At 52.4% G+C, this 17,672-nt stretch carries 22 protein-coding genes; 14 read left to right on the plus strand and 8 right to left on the minus strand.

Going from position 1 to position 17,672, the window contains the following annotated elements; genetic code table 11:
• Nucleotides 1–107 precede the first annotated feature (107 nt).
• The 3 genes from thiD to B9T62_RS08265 form a co-directional block, all read right to left on the minus strand.
• Nucleotides 108–920 carry a bifunctional hydroxymethylpyrimidine kinase/phosphomethylpyrimidine kinase gene (gene thiD, locus B9T62_RS08255; protein ID WP_087914815.1) on the minus strand — a complete coding sequence of 271 codons (813 nt, stop codon included), beginning with the start codon at nucleotides 918–920 and terminating at the stop codon, nucleotides 108–110.
• Between the two features lie 120 nt (nucleotides 921–1,040).
• A complete protein-coding gene (locus B9T62_RS08260; RefSeq protein WP_087914816.1) occupies nucleotides 1,041–2,399 on the minus strand; it encodes a DUF4850 domain-containing protein in 1,359 nt (452 codons plus the stop codon).
• Nucleotides 2,396–2,929, minus strand: a complete 534-nt coding sequence (locus tag B9T62_RS08265) for an RNA polymerase sigma factor (RefSeq protein WP_087914817.1) — start codon at nucleotides 2,927–2,929, stop codon at nucleotides 2,396–2,398. The genes B9T62_RS08260 and B9T62_RS08265 overlap by 4 nt, the downstream gene beginning before the upstream one ends.
• A 166-nt stretch (nucleotides 2,930–3,095) precedes the next feature.
• Here B9T62_RS08265 and B9T62_RS08270 point away from each other — a divergent pair, with 166 nt between their 5' ends.
• On the plus strand, nucleotides 3,096–3,647 hold the full coding sequence (locus B9T62_RS08270; RefSeq protein WP_087914818.1) for a tetratricopeptide repeat protein: 552 nt from the start codon (nucleotides 3,096–3,098) through the stop codon (nucleotides 3,645–3,647).
• Between the two features lie 362 nt (nucleotides 3,648–4,009).
• On the opposite strand, the gene B9T62_RS08275 is transcribed toward B9T62_RS08270, so the two are convergent.
• Entirely contained in the window at nucleotides 4,010–4,756 is a 747-nt protein-coding gene (locus tag B9T62_RS08275; RefSeq protein ID WP_087914819.1) for an SGNH/GDSL hydrolase family protein, read from the minus strand.
• A gap of 365 nt (nucleotides 4,757–5,121) precedes the next feature.
• Between B9T62_RS08275 and B9T62_RS08280 the strand changes: the two genes are divergently transcribed.
• Nucleotides 5,122–5,628 (plus strand): DinB family protein, encoded by a 507-nt coding sequence (locus B9T62_RS08280; protein ID WP_087914820.1) that lies wholly within the window; start codon nucleotides 5,122–5,124, stop codon nucleotides 5,626–5,628.
• Between the two features lie 105 nt (nucleotides 5,629–5,733).
• Here B9T62_RS08280 and B9T62_RS08285 read toward each other — a convergent pair whose 3' ends face one another.
• Nucleotides 5,734–6,597: a sugar phosphate isomerase/epimerase family protein gene (locus B9T62_RS08285; RefSeq protein ID WP_245864393.1), complete on the minus strand. Its 864-nt coding sequence runs from the start codon at nucleotides 6,595–6,597 to the stop codon at nucleotides 5,734–5,736.
• A gap of 160 nt (nucleotides 6,598–6,757) precedes the next feature.
• Between B9T62_RS08285 and B9T62_RS08290 the strand changes: the two genes are divergently transcribed.
• Complete coding sequence (locus B9T62_RS08290; RefSeq protein ID WP_087914821.1) at nucleotides 6,758–7,732, plus strand: acetylxylan esterase; 975 nt, start codon at nucleotides 6,758–6,760, stop codon at nucleotides 7,730–7,732.
• 246 nt (nucleotides 7,733–7,978) lie between these two features.
• Here the strand turns inward: B9T62_RS08290 and B9T62_RS08295 are convergent, their stop codons facing one another.
• Nucleotides 7,979–8,443: a DUF2798 domain-containing protein gene (locus B9T62_RS08295; RefSeq protein WP_087914822.1), complete on the minus strand. Its 465-nt coding sequence runs from the start codon at nucleotides 8,441–8,443 to the stop codon at nucleotides 7,979–7,981.
• 130 nt (nucleotides 8,444–8,573) lie between these two features.
• On the opposite strand from B9T62_RS08295, the gene B9T62_RS08300 reads away from it, so the two are divergent.
• Both B9T62_RS08300 and B9T62_RS08305 read left to right on the plus strand, forming a co-directional pair.
• A complete protein-coding gene (locus tag B9T62_RS08300; RefSeq protein ID WP_087914823.1) occupies nucleotides 8,574–8,996 on the plus strand; it encodes a MarR family winged helix-turn-helix transcriptional regulator in 423 nt (140 codons plus the stop codon).
• A 127-nt stretch (nucleotides 8,997–9,123) separates the two neighbouring features.
• Nucleotides 9,124–9,525, plus strand: a complete 402-nt coding sequence (locus B9T62_RS08305) for a YkvA family protein (RefSeq protein ID WP_087914824.1) — start codon at nucleotides 9,124–9,126, stop codon at nucleotides 9,523–9,525.
• A 3-nt stretch (nucleotides 9,526–9,528) separates the two neighbouring features.
• On the opposite strand, the gene B9T62_RS08310 is transcribed toward B9T62_RS08305, so the two are convergent.
• On the minus strand, nucleotides 9,529–9,912 hold the full coding sequence (locus B9T62_RS08310; protein WP_087914825.1) for a winged helix-turn-helix transcriptional regulator: 384 nt from the start codon (nucleotides 9,910–9,912) through the stop codon (nucleotides 9,529–9,531).
• 144 nt (nucleotides 9,913–10,056) lie between these two features.
• Here B9T62_RS08310 and B9T62_RS08315 point away from each other — a divergent pair, with 144 nt between their 5' ends.
• The 8 genes from B9T62_RS08315 to B9T62_RS08345 all read left to right on the plus strand — a co-directional run bounded on the left by B9T62_RS08315 (nucleotide 10,057) and on the right by B9T62_RS08345 (nucleotide 15,739).
• On the plus strand, nucleotides 10,057–10,737 hold the full coding sequence (locus B9T62_RS08315) for an NAD(P)H-dependent oxidoreductase (RefSeq protein ID WP_087914826.1): 681 nt from the start codon (nucleotides 10,057–10,059) through the stop codon (nucleotides 10,735–10,737).
• 195 nt (nucleotides 10,738–10,932) lie between these two features.
• Nucleotides 10,933–11,352 carry a CidA/LrgA family protein gene (locus B9T62_RS08320; RefSeq protein ID WP_087914827.1) on the plus strand — a complete coding sequence of 140 codons (420 nt, stop codon included), beginning with the start codon at nucleotides 10,933–10,935 and terminating at the stop codon, nucleotides 11,350–11,352.
• Nucleotides 11,352–12,038: an LrgB family protein gene (locus B9T62_RS08325; protein WP_169834352.1), complete on the plus strand. Its 687-nt coding sequence runs from the start codon at nucleotides 11,352–11,354 to the stop codon at nucleotides 12,036–12,038. Before B9T62_RS08320 ends, B9T62_RS08325 begins: the two co-directional genes overlap by 1 nt.
• Before the next feature lie 113 nt (nucleotides 12,039–12,151).
• Entirely contained in the window at nucleotides 12,152–12,325 is a 174-nt protein-coding gene (locus B9T62_RS39915) for a hypothetical protein (RefSeq protein ID WP_169834353.1), read from the plus strand.
• A 400-nt stretch (nucleotides 12,326–12,725) separates the two neighbouring features.
• On the plus strand, nucleotides 12,726–13,256 hold the full coding sequence (locus B9T62_RS08330) for a putative ABC transporter permease (protein WP_245864394.1): 531 nt from the start codon (nucleotides 12,726–12,728) through the stop codon (nucleotides 13,254–13,256).
• 457 nt (nucleotides 13,257–13,713) lie between these two features.
• On the plus strand, nucleotides 13,714–14,313 hold the full coding sequence (locus B9T62_RS08335; protein ID WP_087914829.1) for a histidine phosphatase family protein: 600 nt from the start codon (nucleotides 13,714–13,716) through the stop codon (nucleotides 14,311–14,313).
• Nucleotides 14,310–14,708, plus strand: a complete 399-nt coding sequence (locus B9T62_RS08340; RefSeq protein ID WP_087914830.1) for a ribosomal maturation YjgA family protein — start codon at nucleotides 14,310–14,312, stop codon at nucleotides 14,706–14,708. Before B9T62_RS08335 ends, B9T62_RS08340 begins: the two co-directional genes overlap by 4 nt.
• A 98-nt stretch (nucleotides 14,709–14,806) precedes the next feature.
• Nucleotides 14,807–15,739, plus strand: coding sequence for a DsbA family protein (locus B9T62_RS08345; RefSeq protein WP_211296430.1), 933 nt, complete (start codon nucleotides 14,807–14,809; stop codon nucleotides 15,737–15,739).
• Between the two features lie 96 nt (nucleotides 15,740–15,835).
• Here B9T62_RS08345 and B9T62_RS08350 read toward each other — a convergent pair whose 3' ends face one another.
• Entirely contained in the window at nucleotides 15,836–15,979 is a 144-nt protein-coding gene (locus tag B9T62_RS08350; RefSeq protein ID WP_169834354.1) for a hypothetical protein, read from the minus strand.
• An 880-nt stretch (nucleotides 15,980–16,859) separates the two neighbouring features.
• Between B9T62_RS08350 and B9T62_RS08360 the strand changes: the two genes are divergently transcribed.
• Nucleotides 16,860–17,666, plus strand: coding sequence for a lipid II flippase Amj family protein (locus B9T62_RS08360; RefSeq protein WP_087914834.1), 807 nt, complete (start codon nucleotides 16,860–16,862; stop codon nucleotides 17,664–17,666).
• Nucleotides 17,667–17,672 lie beyond the last annotated feature (6 nt).

Raw genomic sequence — 17,672 nt, forward strand, 5'->3', positions numbered from 1 at the left:
TGGTTCACACCATCAATTATCCTTCTATTTCTCGCAGAAACGGATGCCGCCTCTTACAGAGGACGGCGAAGCCGTTTCTACTTGATCTGCTTAAGGCTTGTCCGCTCTTATTGCTCCAGGCGGTAACCGCCATGGAAGACAGGGCCTACATATTCGTTGAATGCAAATCCGTTGCGGATGGCGGCGGATACGAAATCCTTGGCTTTTGCCACCGCTTCATCCACGCTCAGACCACAAGCGAGACCGCCGGTAATCGCAGCGGCGAAGGTGCAGCCTGCGCCGTGGTTGTGGGCTGGCTCAATCTTCGCTGTCTGGAAGACGGTGTAGTCCGTGCCATTGTAGAAGATGTCGATGGCCATGTCACCGCCCAGGGCCTTGCCGCCCTTGACCACAACATTATGTGCGCCAAGCTGATGAATCAGGCGTGCCGCTTCTTTCATATCCTCTACAGTAGACAGCTTGCCGAGTCCCGAAAGAACTCCTGCTTCGAACAGATTAGGCGTAACTACGGTTGCCAGTGGCAGCAGCAGATCACGGATCGCCTGGGCGCTCTCGGGATTCAGCACCTCGTCTTCACCTTTGCAGACCATCACCGGGTCGATGACTACATTGGCCTGCAGGTTCTCCCGAATGGCTTGCTCAGTTACGCGTACAATCTCCACACTGCCCAGCATGCCGGTCTTCATTGCATCCACCGGACCGCCGGCGAACACTGTCTTCAGCTGCTCGGCAACGATAGCGGCATCGATCGGATACACATTGTGGTGCCAGCCTTGGTCGGGGTCCATTGTGACAATGGTCGTTAAGGCGCTGAAACCGTAGGTGCCGTATTCCTCAAAAGTTTTCAAATCAGCCTGAATGCCTGCGCCTCCGCTGGAGTCGCTTCCGGCAATGGTTAGTGTCTTGATGATCTTTGGCAAAGTAAACGTCCCCTTTAGCAAGTTCTCAATTCATAAATTACGAATTGAATTGATTATAACAAAAAACAGCACCCGCGTCTGTGTAAAAACAGGACGCCAGGGTGCTGCAGAACCCTTCCATCAGGATTCGAAGCTTCTCAATGTCTGCTTGATCGTCCTGTCATAGGAGAACGCCACCTCGCTGTTGCCTCTGGTCCAATACGCCACCAGGAAATTGGCGCCCCGGAACACATGCGGATAAATACGCGCTCCGCCATCGTAGGTCGTACGGTTGATCTCCAGCTTCAGCGCTTCCAGGCCTGCGGCACATTCCTCCGCATTGCCGTAAGCATATACGGACAAACGCTCATGCATATCCGCCGATTTACTTTCATCTACCAGCAGCTCATCCGGCCAGACCCCGGCCAGCTTCTTATTGAACTGGTGCTCTTCGTGCTGTCCTACGGCAGTCAATTCCATTCCCTGCTCCTCCAGCGCGCTCTTCAGCGCCTTCAGCGTATACTCTTCATTAGCCTGATCCTCCTCGGCTCCGGGAATGGCCAACGGTCCGTGGTTGGCGGCAAAGAATCCCAGGATACTTTCCACTAGCTCGCTCTGGGAGAATTGCAGCGACAGCTTCATTTCTAGCAGCCTGAACAAATATCCCCACTCTCCGACATCATAATAGGCTGCGCCTTGATGCTGGATTCCCTGGTCGTTCAGCTCCAACGTGTATCTGGCGGTGCGTGAATCGGCGCCCGATTCACCCAGCAGCTGATGTTTCGTAAAGGCCAGCGGCTCGTAAACAGGGAAGCCCATGCCATCCGCCCAAGACGCTTGATCTGGGAAATAGCTGCCGATACTGCCAATGGCACAGCCCGCACAGCCCCAGTTATTGTCCGTGTATTTTAGACTCTGAGCCGGGTTATCCGGGTCCTGAAAGGTTACGCCGTAGGAGCCGTTCTCGGCAATACTAACCTTAGCGGCCCACCCGGCCGGAGCCAGCAGCAGGTAGCTGGTGGTGAGATCGGGCCGGGTCACCCAGGTGGCTTCAAGACGGCCTTCCACGTCTTTGGGCAGTGGGAACGTCATCGCCGGAAGCTGCTTGGCGGGGGAGTGAATCTTCCGGGAAACCTCACCACTTGTATACACCTCTGCCATCACATGGTTTAGCTTCACTCGGACTTTCTCTGATCCGCCTTCCGCTACCGGAAAAGAGAGCCATCCTACAGCGGCTGGAGTGTCAGTATCCATGCCGGGGTCTGCCTGCTCTGCCAGCGGCGGAACCACTGCCCGCTCACTCAAGTGGCTGTAGCCCAGCCACAAGGCGACTACCATAAGGGCACAGCCCGCAGTGGCGAGACTCCATCTGGTGAAGGAGAACTTCCGTTTCTGCTCCAGCCTTTGCTCCACCTGCTGCTGCATTTGCGGTGTGAAATGTTTGCTGCTGAAGGGTTCGCCCTTCAATTCCTTGTCCCAATCCACTTCATTCTTGTTCATAGCCGCTCCAGCTCCTTATTCCAACATTCGTTGGCCTGTTTTCTCGCCCGCAGCAGCCGTGATTTGGCTCCCGACAAGGATAGCCCTAGTGTCAGGGCTAACTCCTCCATTGTCAGGTTGTAGTGGGCATGCAGAATCAGTACCTCTCTGTGCTTGCGGGGTAGCCGAAGGACCAGCCGCCAGATATCGCCGCTCAAGGATTGCTCCAGAAAAGCGTCCTCTGCCGAGACCGCCGCTCCAGGCTCAGGCTGCTCCTTCAGGATTACACGTTTCATAAATCCGCTGTTGCGGTAGGTGTACCAGCGGTTGCGGGTAATCTGCAGCAGCCAGGTCTTGACGCTGGCTTCGCCGCGGAAGGAATTCATATGTTTGTAGGCCCTTATAAAGGTTTCCTGGGCGATATCGTCAGCTACAGCCCCGCTGCGGGACAGGAAATAAGCATAATTCCACACATCTTCGCCATACGTATTCATTAATTCTCTCAGTGTGCTTGCGTTCATCGTCGTAGGTTCATTTAGCTGGTCGGACATCCTGCCCCTCCTTTGGTTCTACTTATCTGACCCCTTATCCAGGTGAAAAGTTTCTTACTATACAACAATAATTTGAATTGGGTGGCCTGACGGGAGTGAGCCAGAGGTGCGAATCTGCAAAGATTACATATTTATATAGCAGCGCAGTACATGCGAATGCTAATGAATGGGTAAGGGGGAGGTGTTCTCGCCGCGCGACCAATATTATTATGCCAATGAGCTAAGAGACCATGGGCAGGATGCACAAGCCTGCGAATATTATGAGCGGTTTCTGGCCGGTGGGGCAGGCTGGGTGGAAGACAACCTGCAGGCTTGCCTGAAGCTGGCTGAATGCCGCGAGCGGCAGGGGGATAAGCAAGGAACGGCGGAGGCGTTATGCAGAACCTTGCAATATGACACGCCGCGGGCAGAGTTCTGTTGCTGGTTTGGCGGATATTTGCTGGAGCAGGGGGCCTTGCCGCAGGCCGTTTATTGGTATGAGCTGGCGCTGCAGCTTCCGCCGCAGACAGCTTCAATGGGGATCGTCAATGAGGCTTATGCCACCTGGCTGCGACATCTTCAGCTGGCCCTCTGCTATGATCGCCTGGGGCAGCACCCGCGGGCAAATCGTCATAATGAGACTGCCCTGCAGCTGAATCCGGGGCATCCGAGCATGCTGTACAACCGCAATTATTTTCGTAATCTGCTGGGAGCAGAGTATGAGGAGTTGGGTAGCTGATTAGGAAAAATGTGGATTTTTGCCGGGGGAAGCCTATAATTAGAGAATGCCAGTTAATCCTACGCAAAGAAAAAAGGGCTTTCCCAAGCAACCATTTCATGGTTACTGGGACAGCCCGCTCTTGCTCTTAAGATCTTGCAGATTCCGAAGGAACAGCCCGCCCTTGACCTTAGGGCGCGCATCCCGTCAGGGATAGCGGGCCAGCCCATGCGGCGTCCAAGCGGTCCCGCAGGGATAAGCGCTCTTTCCACCCCAGCCGCCTAATCACCGTACCGCCAGGCTCATTCGCCAAACTTGCGGGTGTCCAGAGGGCAGAGCCCTCTGGGGCCCTCCCTTGGAAGGGAGGGTTTGGGAGGGATCGCCTATACAGAGCTGTTCAGCAGCAACTGAGGTTCGCTATGGCTGAAGTAATCCATGACTTTGTCATAAATGATCCGGTGTCCTTCTTTATTGGGATGGATGCCGTCACGGCAGATAAACCGGGTGAAGTCGGGATGCTGCAGAAATGCGCCGCGCACATCAATGATGCGGGTCTTGGTCCTCTCTGCGACCTTGATGATTACCGAGTTGTAGCGTTCTTGCCACCAATAGATCTTGGTCACGCTGCCTAGCCATTTGAGCAGAATGGCTTCGGTATCCGGACTACTCTGGCTGACCCATTTGATATAGTTCTCGGCATTCAGCGGCGGCAGGCTCATCAAGACCGGCATCACCTGCTGGCTGCGCAGGAAGTCAATCATATCATGCAGCATTTGCTCAAAAGCGTTGAAATCCGTCTTGGGATTATGCTCGGCTTCCGGATGCTCAGCGATTTCCTTCCAGTAGAAATCACAATCATTTCCGCCGTATTCGATCAGCACAACATCCGGTTTCTCCTTCAGCACATCTCTTTTGAGATTCGTTAAGCCCTTCAGCAGCGTATTGCCGAAACGGGCGGTATTGCGCAGCGCTCCACTTAGCTTGCCCTGCAGCAGGGATACATAATTGTCTTCAAGAATCACATATTTGCTGCGGTCTTCATCATAGACGACACCTTTGGAGATCGAATCCCCGCTTACGATATACTTGTATTCAAGCTCTTGCGGTCCTGTAGTTTGGTTGTGGTTCATAGGGCTCACCTCCTGCAGCATTAGTATAGATAACTCCAGTGTAAACTATTCGCCCAGGGATTGCAGTGATAAAAAGCCTGACGTTTCCGCGGAAACACCAGGCTGACAGGTTTGCGTCCATAGAAGCCTAAGCCTTGCGGGATCTGCTGTAGATTCCGCCAAGCTTGCGCCGCAGACCGACGGGCAGGGGAAGGTGGTGGGTAGTCTGTGTCACAAATTCTGCGACCGCTTCCCTTCTGGAGAGTTGTAAACTGAATAGACAAACTGCGTCCTACTTGCTAATTTATTCATAGAGAACAAAAAAGTACCGGATTCCGGTGCTCAAGTTGTACCCTTACTCACCCAATTCAAAGGAGGAAGCAGTGATGAGTGAAATCATTGATGAATGTCTGAGAAGACTGGACCAGTCACTGGGTTATCTGGAACAGGCGCTTGGCGGATTGTCAGAAGAGCAAGTATGGTACCGCCCCAGGCCGAAGATGAATGCGATAGGCAACCTATGTCTGCATATAGCAGGCAGCGAATACCAGCATCTGGTCAGCGGGATTGGCGGCAGGCCTTTCAAGCGGAATCGTCCTGATGAATTCCTGACCCGGTCAGGTTATTCGCCGGAGGAATTGCTGGGTCAGCTGAGGGAAGTAAGAGAGGAGAGCCGGGAAGTGGTCCGCGCGCTGACGCAAGATGATCTGGAACGGGGAGTTACAATTCGCCATACAGCGGAGGCGGGGATGAATGATTACACCTGGAGTATCCAGAAGATTCTGATCGGGGCTACCGAGCACTATTCCTACCATACCGGCCAGATCGTCTATGCCGCCAAGCTGCTGCAGGATACGGACAGGCATTTGTTGAACTGGAAGCATTACGACTGATAGGGAAGTTGTAAAGATTCATACACTATTGCCAAATTAAAAAACCCACTGAGCAGTTGTCCAGCTGCTCAGTGGGTTGGTAGGTTAGGCAGGAATTAGGCCGGGCTAGATACTGAACATCCGGTTCAGCCGGGCCACAGCTTCATTGATGTAAGGGCCGGGAGTGTCCTCCAGGGAGATGTCAATGCCCGGCTTGTATTCATGCAGCTTACGCAGGAAGTCTGCACTGTGGAACAAGCCGGCTCCGGCTTGTCCATGATATACCCGGCTGCCCTCCTGGTAGATATCCTTCAGATGAGCGAGAATAATACGGTCGCCGAACAGCTTGAAGCAGCTGTCAACGAGGGCGTCCTGCTCTTCTATCGCTTCACCGATCAGATTGCAGGGGTCAAGCACGACGCCAAGGGTACTGGAGGGAACCTCATCTAGGATGCGGCGCATTTTGTCCGGGGTAGACAGGGTATGGTGGCTTACGCCCTCCAATCCGATGAACACTCCCCATTTCTCTGCTTCCTCAGCCAATTCCTCAATGGTAGACTTCAGCGCTTCCCAGCCGATTTCCTCATAACGGTAAGGGTCCAGCTCCTTGTAGGTGGTTAAGGCTCCGGTCTCGGTGGCGACCATGGGTGCGCCGAATTGGCGTGCGTAGCGAATCGTCTCCTTGAAACGGTCGATTTCGGCGCGGCGGACGATCGGATCGGGATGAACCGGGTTGATGTAGCAGCCCATGACTCCGATACGGATGCCCGCTTTGTCGAATTGCTCTCCGATATGGCTGGCGAGACCGGGGCTAAGCTTGCCGGGTGAAAGATCAATGTCGGCGATAGCCTTGGATAAGGCCAGCTGTACGAATTCGATATTGTAGTTCTGCAGTGCCGCTGTAAGCTCTTTCAAAGGCAGGTGGCCTGCGGTATGGGCCAGAGTTCCGTAACTGATGGATAACAGCTCCTTTAACTTTGTAATAATCAACAACCGATGAATGCAAATAGAACTAATAGCGCTTTCATATCCACAAAGCAGTATAATACTTATTGTACTTTTTTGCCAAACGAGAAGCAATGTTCTGTATAATAACAGCTGGAAGTTTCATCAAATCACTGACAGGTCTCAGAGGAGAGAGAATAAGACTATGAACACGATTCAATTACGCAAGCGGGAGCTGGAGAATTGCCGTCCGGCAGCTACACTGGATGCCGAAACGGCAAATCATTATTGGGACAACGCCTTGGCGGAATATGAGCAGAAGCCGCTGGAGCTAGTCATTGTTCCTGAAGAGACCCCGTATCCCGGAATGAGCGTAAGCAAGGTGAGCTTCAAAGGTTTCGACGACACGCTGATCTACGCCTGGCATATTCAACCGGCAGGCCATGCGGCTGCAACGGAGCAGCTGCCGTTGATTGTTACTTTTCCCGGCTACACAGGTGACCGCGGCTATCCCGAACGGTATTCGGCGTGGCTGCTGTCCGGACATGCCGTACTCGCCGTGGATGCACGCGGCCAGAAAGGGGAGACCGGCAATCTGCTGCCCTATGAGAGCGGCGCGGTGAAGGGCTGGATCACCCAAGGCATTATGGAGAAGGAACGTTCCTATTACATGGCGATTGCCATGGATACCGTTCGTGCCGTTGAAGTTGCAGCCCAGCTGCCTGGAGTAGATCCGGCGCGGATCGGCATCACCGGCGGCAGCCAGGGCGGCGGAATCGCATTGCTGGCGGGAGCGCTCAGCAAGCGGATCTCTGCCATAGTCGCCGACATTCCCAACCTGTGCCGCATCGATTTCGGAGTGCTGAACTCCAGCAGCTCGCTGACGGAAGTGGCCGATTATGTGAAACGGTTCCCTGACCGGATGGATCAGGTGTTCGAGAACCTGTCCTATTTCGATATTGTCAATCTGGCCGGACGCATTACAGCCCCTGTGCTGATGTCGGTAGGCTGGAAGGATATGGTCTGTATGCCGGAAACCATCTACGCTGCGTACAACCGAATCGAATCCTATAAGGAGATCAATGACTATCCGTTCTCCGGGCATGAAGTGAGTGAATATCAGAACCGCCTGGCGGTAGAGTTTATGCAGAAGTATCTCGGTAAGCAGACGCTGCTGTAGTTTCGATCTCCTCCTAAAAGATGTATAAACGCAGGTATGGTATGCAACAGCTTGTGATGTAACCGTATCTCCTGCAGAAAACTTGTTAAGGATGTCAAACATAGCTATCCTTAAGCTTGAGCAGTAACCAAATGATCTTCAAGCAGCCACCCTTCCAGGATGGCTGTTTAAACTTACAAGCAGGATCAATGCCTGTATAAGAATGATTCTTATCGGCTGTAAGTGACTACAATTGATGCCTTTTTTTCAATTCGGCACAGGTGTAGGAATGATTTTGGTGAATATAAACCGGGCCAGAGGACCCACGAGAATCAGCTGCAGGGGCAAAGCACAAATAAAGTTTTTACCCAGTGCAGCGAGATAAGCCATGGGTAATTCTGCAGTAAAGCCTACATGGAGCAAAGCGCCATACAGGGACATAAACATGACCATACCCATAACCATAAAAGAGGATATAAGCAGAATTTTTTTGATCATAGGATCGGATTCTTTAGTCAGTTTACGTACAATGCCTTTGGCGACTTTACCTACTACATACACATCCAGGATTAGAGCGACGATGAAGGCGGGAAGGTAGCCGATGATCACTTTTTGTACTACTGCAGTCGACCATCCTTCCATTAGCAAAGTATTATAGATGCTCATTCCCAATACCATTAATGCACACATGATTAGCGTAAAAATAAATCCTTCTCTTTTGTTTCTTCCCATGCTCATACTCCTTATTTTCTCTGTATTGTCCACCTGGTTTACAATATCACAGATCTTTTTTTAAAGTCAACCAAGTTGACAATGTTATCGGATGCTTTATACTATAGAAAACGCTATCAGGAGTGTTCAGATGAACAAGAATTTGCAGGAAATGAATCTGATTGATTTGCTTAGCGAAAAACATCTGGCTTTACGTAAAAGAGTGACTGAACTGTACCCGGATAGTATTAATAAAACCGAATCTCATATTTTGGCTGTCCTTGAGGCTCGGCAAATGCTCTCTATCTCTGAAATAAGCCGAATAATTAATATCTCGCGGCAAGGAACGCATAAGAGTATTCAAGGTCTGTTGTCACAAGGCTATGTGGAGGCTGTAGATGTTGCGGGGAATAACCGCGATAAGCATATCGTTCTAAGTTCTAAGGGGTTAGAGTGCAATAAAAAAATGCTGATTCTCAAAAAGCAATTAGAGCAGCAAATCATCGATAAGCTGGGAAATAGCCATGTGGAGCTAATCAAAACGCTGCTGAAAGAGGATTGGCTGGACTCTTAATTAGTGCAGGGGTTACAACTGACAGCCCAACATAACACACCGCTTCGTAGGGTGCCCAAGGATTCAGGGACATGTCTTTGCGGTTAATTTAAGAGTGAGATTGATAGAGACCGGAGGGAATTGGCTAATGGACAAGAATGAGGAGAAGCTGGCGGTAGAAACAGCTGTGCAGGGAATCCCTTACAGCGTGGAGAATGAGAAGCTGGTGAAGAAGAAGTTTTGGTCCAAGACCAAGGCCTTTGCCGGCAAAATCCCCTTTACCCGCGAAGCGATAGCGATGTATTATTGTGCCCTTGATGCCAGAACGCCGCTCTGGGCCAAAGGCATTGCCTTCGGCGCACTGGCCTATTTCATCGCACCGGTGGATGCCATTCCCGATGTGTTTGTGGGTCTGGGCCTCACTGATGATGCGGCCATTATCGCAGCTGGGTTCAGGGCTTTGTCCGGCCAAGTGACAGATGAGCACCGCCACAAGGCTGAAGAGTTTTTCGGAGATTCGCCGGCCCAGAAGGATTCTACCGATCTGTAAACATCATAGTTCCTTCTCCAGGCAGCTTTCCACGGAAAGCTGTTTATTTGTGTACACCTCGCCCCAGTCTTTCATCAGCAGGATGATCGGAATCAGTGTGGCCCCGAACTCAGTCAGGGAATATTCAACCTTGGGCGGCACCTGATGGTACACCTCGCGGTGGACAACCCCGTCCTCTTCCAGTTCACGCAGCTGTAGCGTCAGCATCCGCTGGGTAATGCCGGGACAGATGCGGCGGAATTCGTTGAAGCGTTTCGTGCCATCCATGAGATGGTAGATCAGAATGCCTTTCCATTTGCCTCCGATCACATCTAGTGTATATTCGACGGGACAGGCTGCTTTATCGCAGCCCTGGATATTCCCGAAACCGCCTTTACGGTTGCGCATAGTGCTTCAGCTCCCTTAGTATCATTTTGTATACTACACCACATTATTGTGCGTACTTCAATTTACGTAATCTATATTCTAATATTAAGCGTGTGAAAGACAGTACGTCAAACTCAAAATTAATCGCAGGAAGGGAGTATTAATATGCAAACCTTAGCTTTAACTCAGCAGCAGGAAGAGATTCTGTCCGCTTACCGCTTCCGTCATGCCACCAAGGAATTTGATTCCAGCCGGGTCGTCCCAGAGCGGGATTTCCGCTTCATTCTGGAGACGGGAAGGCTGTCGCCCAGCTCTTTCGGGTTCGAACCCTGGAAGTTTGTCGTGGTGCAGAATCCAGAAATCCGGGAGAAGCTGCGGGCTCACGCCTGGGGAGCGCAGAAGCAGTTGTCGACCGCCAGCCATTTCGTGCTGATTCTGGCCAGACTTCCCCAGGATATGATGGCGGATTCCGCATATATCCAGCATATGATGCAGGATGTGCATGAGCTGCCGGAGGAGGTAATTGCGGGGAGAGGCAAAGTGTATGACCAGTTTTTGAAGGTTGATTTTGCGCTTGCCCACAATGAAAGGGCTATGTTTGAGTGGGGCTGCCGCCAGACCTATCTGGCGCTGGGCAATATGATGACAGCCGCTGCACAGATTGGTGTGGATTCCTGCCCGATTGAAGGTTTTGACAAAGCGCGGATCGAGCAGGTTCTGACGGAAGAAGGCATTATGGACCCGGAACATTTTGGGATCTCCGTGATGGCAGCCTTTGGTTACCGCCTGAATGAGCCGCGTCCCAAGTCGCGCCAATCCTCCGAAGAGATTATTCAGTGGGTCTGATCTCCTGCTGATCTCATATAGCCTAGCCGCACCGCAAGAACCCCGGGGTTCTTGCGGTGCGGTTTTTTGTGTGTCAGCAAGTTTCATATAAGCTTCGAAAAATCATTGAAATTTTCATGAAAATTCTGATAAGGTAAGAGGGATCGGCATTTCGGCCGGTTCTTACTATCTAACGGATTGAAGGGATTCTGACTCATGAAAAAAATCATTATCATCATCGCCCAGGTGATCCTGCTGTACCTGTTCTTCCAAGCCGGAAACTTCCTGCAAAGGCTGCTGCACCTTCCGGTGTCGGGAAGCATCGTGGGGCTGCTGCTGCTGTTTGTCCTGCTGCTCTGCAGAATTGTGCCGCTGAAATGGATTGAAGCCGGCTCTGTCACTATAATGTCCTACCTCCCGTTATTCTTTATTCCGGCAACGGCAGGCATTGTGAACCATCTGGATATTTTTAGCGGGAAAGGGCTGCTGCTCATCCTGATTCTGATCATCAGCAGTGTGCTGACGATGGCGGCAGCCGCACATGCCAGTCAATGGCTTGCCACGCTTAACGGGAGGCATCCCGGACGGAGCCGCTGGCTGGGCAGAAGGAGCATAGAGAAGGGGAAGGAAATCTGATGGTAATGCTTGCTGCCGGAATTGTATTGCTGAATGTTGCCATTTATCTGATGATGTCCGTGATCTACAGACGGTATCACCTTCCGTTCCTGATCCCTGCGCTGACAGCTACTGCCGCTGTGGTTGCCATCCTGTTATGGTTCAAAATCCCCTATGATACCTATATGATCGGCGGTCAATGGATCAACCAGCTGCTGGGGCCTGCCGTGGTTTCACTGGCTTATCCGCTGTATAAGCAGCGCCATGTGCTTGTGCAGAATCTGCCCGCCATTCTGGGTGGAACGATTGCCGGATTGCTGGTGGGCATGTTCAGCGGGCTGCTGCTGGCGGCCGGACTAGGCTTCTCCAAAAGCTATGTGCTCTCGCTGCTGCCCAAATCGATTACCACGCCGGTGGCAATTCAAATCTCGGACAGTCTGGGCGGGGATTCCTCGCTGACCTCCGTTTTCGTGATGGTTGCCGGATTTACGGGGGCCATTGGCGGCCCATATATCATTAAGCTGTTCCGAATCCGCAGTGAGGTGGGGATCGGCATCGGCTTCGGTACAGCCTCCCATGCCCTGGGGACAGCCAAAGCGCTGGAGTACGGCGAGCAGTCTGTCTCGATGAGTTCCGTAGCTATGACGGTCTGTGCGGTGGTAGGCTCCGTGATTGGCCCGCTTGTCGCCTGGCTGATGTATCCGTAACCGAAGTCCGCTTCACGGATATGCATGGGTTAGCTATGTTTGCGATTGACCTTAACGGGTAACTATAACTAGGTAACGAATCATGTATAGTCCATTTGAAGGAGGGTTTCACAATGAGCGATTCTATTCAGAATGAAGCGGAAATCCGCAATAAAGAGAATAAGAACGACGATTCTCTGGCGGAGCAGAAGAAGATGGAAGCCGGGGTGGATATTGAGCCGGAGGCTGATGAATGGGTGGCGAAGCCTGCCCAGACTGCGCATCCTGACCCGCTGCCCAAGGATTAACGGGAACGGCTCAGAACTGTAGAGGAGTACATGAGACAGGTAACGCTCTCGCATGCCTTTGGGCATGATGAGGGCGTTTTTTATGTAAAGATTAAGAATTTATATGTTTCACGCCATCAATTATCCTTCTATTTCTCGCAGAAACGGATGCCTGAAAGCGATACGTAGTATCGCTGCTTCGGAAGCATATGCTTTACAGAGGACGGCGAAGCCGTTTCTACTTGTGAAGGCGACCCACACAGCCGTTCAGCACTGGCACTGCTGAGGTTCATGCGCCACCCGCACGCATATCTCTGTCCGCACCAAGGCATAATAGTCGGCGAAGCATTATTGCAGACATTATGAACTGGAGGCGGAACTTATCAACACTACAGCTGTAATTACACAGGAGGGTTACGCGGTGGCTGCCGCGGGCTCCTATTTTTTCTATTTCATGCTGTATTCCTTTCTGGGCTGGGTGCTCGAAGGCTCCTATCAACTGTACACAGCGGGAACCTTTCGTAAGGAAGGATTCCTGAAAGGTCCGTTTAAGCCAATGTATGGACTCGCTCCGGTACTGCTGCTGGCCTGCAAGGACCTCGGATGGCCGCTGCCTCTGCTCCTGGTGCTGGCTCTCTTGGTTCCTTCGGCGGTTGAATATGCCAGCGGCTGGCTGCTGAAGACCTTGTTCCGCAAGCAGTGGTGGGATTACTCTGCCATGCCTTATCAGCTGCAGGGTCATATTTGCCTGCGGTTCTCGCTCTACTGGTGGGGGCTGTCAGCCGCCTGCTTGTTTGGCTTGCAGCCGCTGGCAGGCTGGCTGTACCGTCTGGTTCAGCCGGTATGGAACTGGACAGCGCCGGGTTTCATGCTGCTGTTCGCCGCCGATCTGCTGTGGACCTGGCGCACGCGGCGGAGTGGGCAGACAGAACTGGAGCCAAGTGAAGGCTGATTGGCATATCCCCTCCCTAAGGCTCATAGGCTGATAGTGGGGAGCGTAGCACGTCTTTTTGGGAGAGGAGACGCGATTGTCCGAAGAGCCATCCTACACCTTGTGGGAATGGAGGCGGACGCATGAGTACCGATCAGCTCATATCCTTGCTCGTTCTTGTCGTTATGATCATCAAGCTGGCCAGCAGCAAAGGGAAATCATAAAGCAGAGCAGTCCTTTTTTCCGCCTCCGGCATCCGAATTCTGGGTGCGCGGAGGCTTTTTTTGCTAAAATACAGGTAAATACATCCAGGCTGCAATGCTGCCGAGCGGGGAGACGGCAAGGACCGAATATGTCTGCGGGCTATAGGAATTGAGGAAGAAGCAGTTTCCTGAAGAGCAGGAGCTTGGGGTTGCTGTGTTCTGGAAAAATGAGCTGTAAGCGAAGTTAGAGGCATTGAGAGGAAAAGAGGGGAATCATGATAACATCTTTGTATATGGTGCGGCATGCCGCTTCACCATTCGTTGTAGGAGAAGAGTTGAAGAGGGGGCTGTCAGAGCAGGGGCTGAAGGACGCGCGAGTAATTAGTGATATTTTGATGAATGAGGAGATAGCGCTGCTGATATCAAGCCCTTACAAAAGGGCTATAGATACAATCTCTTTTTTGGCAGAAGCCTTAAATCAGGAGATTCATAGGTATGAGGAACTCAGGGAAAGAGCGATCGTAAGCACGGAGATTGAGATTGCGCATGAAGAAATTCTGCGGGGGATAGAGCGTTCTTTTAGCGATGTGAATTATAAAATGCAGGGTGGAGAAAGCACGCTGGAGGCTCAGAAGCGAGTCATTCCGCTCATAGAGAAGATAATCAATCAGTATAAAGGTAAAAAGGTCGCAGTAGGTACGCACGGCAATATTATGACAATCATTCTGAATTACTTTGATCAGGAATATGGATATGCATTCTTCGCACAAACCTCCAAACCCGATATTTATAAGCTGGAATTGGATGATTTGAAATTACTTAGGGTTGAGCGTCTTTGGCCTGCTTCGTGCGAAGCAGCCCCAAGGGGAATATGATGTGGGCAAATAGAGCGGTGTACGCGGGCTTCACGCTGCTGGTTATGGCTCTGGGATTAGGGTCCAGGAAGTTTGGCGGTCTGCTGCCGGAGTTCGTTCATGCTCATGCGGGAGATGCGCTGTGGGCCAGTATGGTTTACCTGATGTTCCGTGTGCTGCTGGTGGACCGAAGCCGGCTCCTTGCGTTGAAGCTAAGTCTGCTGCTGAGCTTCGGGATCGAATTCAGCCAGCTCTATCAGAGTGACTGGATCAATGGGTTACGTGCCACGACCTTGGGGGCATTGGTTCTGGGAAAAGGGTTTCTGTGGATCGATTTGCTCCGGTATGCGGTAGGAATTCTGCTAACGTTCGCCGCTGACGGCTATCTCCGAACGCGCAAACAGCAGCTTGATTAATAAATGTAGTTATGATACTATTCCTCCGTCGCTATACATAATATAGTATATAAAATGGGATGTAAGGTTGACCAGGACAACTAACGAGGGAGATGCACATGAAAGCAGAGGAAATGGGAAACGTGTCTTGCGATCTGGAGACAGGCCTGTGCAGTCCACAAGAAGACAATGGTGCTGAAGAGATATGGATTCAGGAGCCGCCCAAAGTAAGCGTGATCTATTACACCGACCCAATCTGCTCGGCTTGCTGGGCGCTGGAGCCTTCGATCCGCAAGCTGCAGGAGGAATATGGCAGCCAGTTTAAGCTGGAGTACCGCATGGGCGGATTGCTTCCCGGCTGGCAGGCGTTCAGCGATGCCGGGAACGGAATCTCCAAGCCTTCCGACGTAGCCGGACATTGGGAGGAAATTGCCCGCCATTTCAACATGTCGATGGACGGCGACGTCTGGCTGGAGGACCCGCTGGATTCCTCCTATCCGCCATCCATTGCCTATAAGGCGGCTCAGTTGCAAGGCGAGAAGCGGGCTGAAGCTTATCTGCGCCGCATCCGTGAGATGGTATTTCTGGAGAAGACCAACATCGCTAAGGAGGAACATCTGCTGGCGGCCGCCGGAGAAGTCGGGCTGGATACCGGCTTGTTCCTCGCCGACTTCCACAGTGAAGCGGCCCGGATAGCCTTCGACAAAGACATGGAGGATGGCCGCAGCTATAATGTGCGCGGATTTCCTACCCTGATCTTCGTGGGGCCTGCAGGCAAAGGGTATGCCCAGTCCGGCATCCGCCCGTATGAGCAATATGTACAGCTGCTGGAGAAGGCGGCGGGGCATAGTCTGGAGCGCCAGCCGGTAGAGCTCGGCGTGGAACAGACGATGCAGAAATACGGGTTCCTCGGTACAGAGGAAGTGCGAGTGCTGCTGGATCTGGACCAGGCCGGTGCGCTGAGCCAGCTGGCCGCGCTGGAGGCTGCCGGGAAGCTGAAGCGGGTGCCGGTGAAATTCGGCGAGTTCTGGCGCTGGAACAAGGTATCCTGAGGCCACGTTGCCAGTGGCACAGGAATCGATAAAAAGGCTGTCACACACCAAACTGCGTGTGTGACAGCCTTTTTATGATTTGGCGGATTCGCTGCTTCAGCTGCCGCTGCTATTGTCGCCCGCCGCCGCCAACTGGCTGCCGCTGCTACTGTCGCCCGCTGCCGCCAACTGGCTGCCGCTGCTACTGTCGCCCGCTGCCGCCAACTGGCTGCCGCTGCTACTGTCGCCCGCTGCCGCCAACTGGCTGCCGCTGCTACTGTCGCCCGCCGCCGCCAACTGCTGCCGCTGCTATTGTCGCTCGCTGCCGCCAACTGCTGCCGCTGCTCGCCGCCGCTGCTAACTGCATTCAGTACAGCTATTTCAGGTAAATACTGGGCCTGAGCAACTTTAGCTGTATTTTGTACATTTATTTTTCGGCAAAATGCTCTAAAACGTCTAAATGAGCAAATATAGCTGTACGAAATGCAGCTATATCTGAATCAGCCGCCCAAACCGCGACTTTAGCTGCACGGAATACAGTTATAGCCTGCCACGCCCCTGTTTATCAGCCGCTGTCCCCGATTCCGTTTACCAGCCGCCGGTACGGGCATAAAGCGCAGATCATGCGGAATGTTCATCCACCGGCAACATTTAGATAGCTCTTACGCATGAGCGAAGCTTGAACAAGATGTTCAGTAAGTTATAGAGCAGACACCTTCATCCGGTGTCTGTTTTTATTTATGTAGAGAAAATTATGATTTACTTTTCTTGGGAATAAGGTTTATATAAAGATAATGTCTTGCGCATTCCGAAGGAACAGCCCGCTTTTGCCTTTAAGATCTTGCGCATTCCGAAGGAACAGCCCGCCTTTGCCCTTAAGATCTTGCGCATTCCGAAGGAACAGCCCGCCTTTGACCTTAGCCCTCGGCCGTGCATCCCGGCAGGGATAGCGGCCATACCCTGCGACGTCCAAGCGGTCCCGCAGGGATAAGCGCTCCTACCACCCAGCCCCCTAATCACTGTACCGCCAAGCTCATTCGCCAAGCTTGCAGGTGTCCAGAGGGTGCAACCCTTTGGGGCCCTCCCTTGGAAGGGAGGGTTTGGGAGGGATCGATTTCACCATAAAGGAGATGAAGCCTGAATGACAAATAGTTTAATTGTAGTATGCCTGCTGACGATGATCATCCACACTGCGGAAACCTTGTCCTATTCGGTGCGTTTTGCCGGAGTCCGGCTGAATAAAATTGCGATTGCCCTGTCGCTGACCGGGATTATCGTGCTGGTCTCCCGCACGGCGAATATGGTACAGGCACCGCTCACCGCCAAGTTTGTCGATTATGCCAATACCGTCAATTCCAACGGAGGGCCTGTATTTCCGCTGGAGAACTATTTGCGGATTATCCTGCTGGCTTCTTCGCTCGGCACTCTGCTGGCGATCGCGGTTTTTCCGACCTTTGTCGGCCTGTTTCAGCGTATTATCGCCAGGCTGGAGATTGAGGGCTCGCTGCCCAAGCTACTGGGGAGTGTGACCATAGGCCAGCTTAAGAACACCCGAAAGTACATAAGGAAGCCAAAAATCAAGCTGTACAGCTTCAGATACCTCGGCATCCCCAAACGGTTTATTGTGCTGAATATCTTCGTCACCGCGTTCTATACGGTAGGGGTGCTCGCCTCGCTGTATGCTGCCCATCTAGTGCCTGCATTCAGCACTACAGCCTCCCAGGCATCGGGGTTGATCAACGGGATGGCGACCATCCTGCTGACAATCTTCATTGACCCGCAGCTGGGCCTCATTACTCACAAAGCGATTGAGAACATTGAATACCGCGACCAGCTAGGCAAAATCTACGTCCTGCTGATGGGCTCCCGGTTTCTCGGCACCTTGCTGGCCCAGCTGTTTCTTGAGCCGTCCGCACATTTCATTACAATGCTGGTGAAGCTGCTGTGAGCAGAA

The sequence above is a fragment of the Paenibacillus donghaensis genome (genome assembly GCF_002192415.1).
Taxonomy (GTDB): Bacteria; Bacillota; Bacilli; order Paenibacillales; family Paenibacillaceae; genus Paenibacillus_AQ; species Paenibacillus_AQ donghaensis.

What these genes read in the sequence shown, in the direction of transcription:
- B9T62_RS08260 (WP_087914816.1), bottom strand. Translation starts at nt 2,399, where the DNA reads ATGAACAAGAATGAAGTGGATTGGGACAAGGAATTGAAGGGCGAACCC.
- B9T62_RS08265 (WP_087914817.1), bottom strand. Translation starts at nt 2,929, where the DNA reads ATGTCCGACCAGCTAAATGAACCTACGACGATGAACGCAAGCACACTG.
- B9T62_RS08270 (WP_087914818.1), top strand. Translation starts at nt 3,096, where the DNA reads ATGGGTAAGGGGGAGGTGTTCTCGCCGCGCGACCAATATTATTATGCC.
- B9T62_RS08275 (WP_087914819.1), bottom strand. Translation starts at nt 4,756, where the DNA reads ATGAACCACAACCAAACTACAGGACCGCAAGAGCTTGAATACAAGTAT.
- B9T62_RS08280 (WP_087914820.1), top strand. Translation starts at nt 5,122, where the DNA reads ATGAGTGAAATCATTGATGAATGTCTGAGAAGACTGGACCAGTCACTG.
- B9T62_RS08290 (WP_087914821.1), top strand. Translation starts at nt 6,758, where the DNA reads ATGAACACGATTCAATTACGCAAGCGGGAGCTGGAGAATTGCCGTCCG.
- B9T62_RS08295 (WP_087914822.1), bottom strand. Translation starts at nt 8,443, where the DNA reads ATGGGAAGAAACAAAAGAGAAGGATTTATTTTTACGCTAATCATGTGT.
- B9T62_RS08300 (WP_087914823.1), top strand. Translation starts at nt 8,574, where the DNA reads ATGAACAAGAATTTGCAGGAAATGAATCTGATTGATTTGCTTAGCGAA.
- B9T62_RS08305 (WP_087914824.1), top strand. Translation starts at nt 9,124, where the DNA reads ATGGACAAGAATGAGGAGAAGCTGGCGGTAGAAACAGCTGTGCAGGGA.
- B9T62_RS08310 (WP_087914825.1), bottom strand. Translation starts at nt 9,912, where the DNA reads ATGCGCAACCGTAAAGGCGGTTTCGGGAATATCCAGGGCTGCGATAAA.
- B9T62_RS08315 (WP_087914826.1), top strand. Translation starts at nt 10,057, where the DNA reads ATGCAAACCTTAGCTTTAACTCAGCAGCAGGAAGAGATTCTGTCCGCT.
- B9T62_RS08320 (WP_087914827.1), top strand. Translation starts at nt 10,933, where the DNA reads ATGAAAAAAATCATTATCATCATCGCCCAGGTGATCCTGCTGTACCTG.
- B9T62_RS08325 (WP_169834352.1), top strand. Translation starts at nt 11,352, where the DNA reads ATGGTAATGCTTGCTGCCGGAATTGTATTGCTGAATGTTGCCATTTAT.
- B9T62_RS39915 (WP_169834353.1), top strand. Translation starts at nt 12,152, where the DNA reads ATGAGCGATTCTATTCAGAATGAAGCGGAAATCCGCAATAAAGAGAAT.
- B9T62_RS08335 (WP_087914829.1), top strand. Translation starts at nt 13,714, where the DNA reads ATGATAACATCTTTGTATATGGTGCGGCATGCCGCTTCACCATTCGTT.
- B9T62_RS08340 (WP_087914830.1), top strand. Translation starts at nt 14,310, where the DNA reads ATGATGTGGGCAAATAGAGCGGTGTACGCGGGCTTCACGCTGCTGGTT.
- B9T62_RS08345 (WP_211296430.1), top strand. Translation starts at nt 14,807, where the DNA reads ATGAAAGCAGAGGAAATGGGAAACGTGTCTTGCGATCTGGAGACAGGC.
- B9T62_RS08360 (WP_087914834.1), top strand. Translation starts at nt 16,860, where the DNA reads ATGACAAATAGTTTAATTGTAGTATGCCTGCTGACGATGATCATCCAC.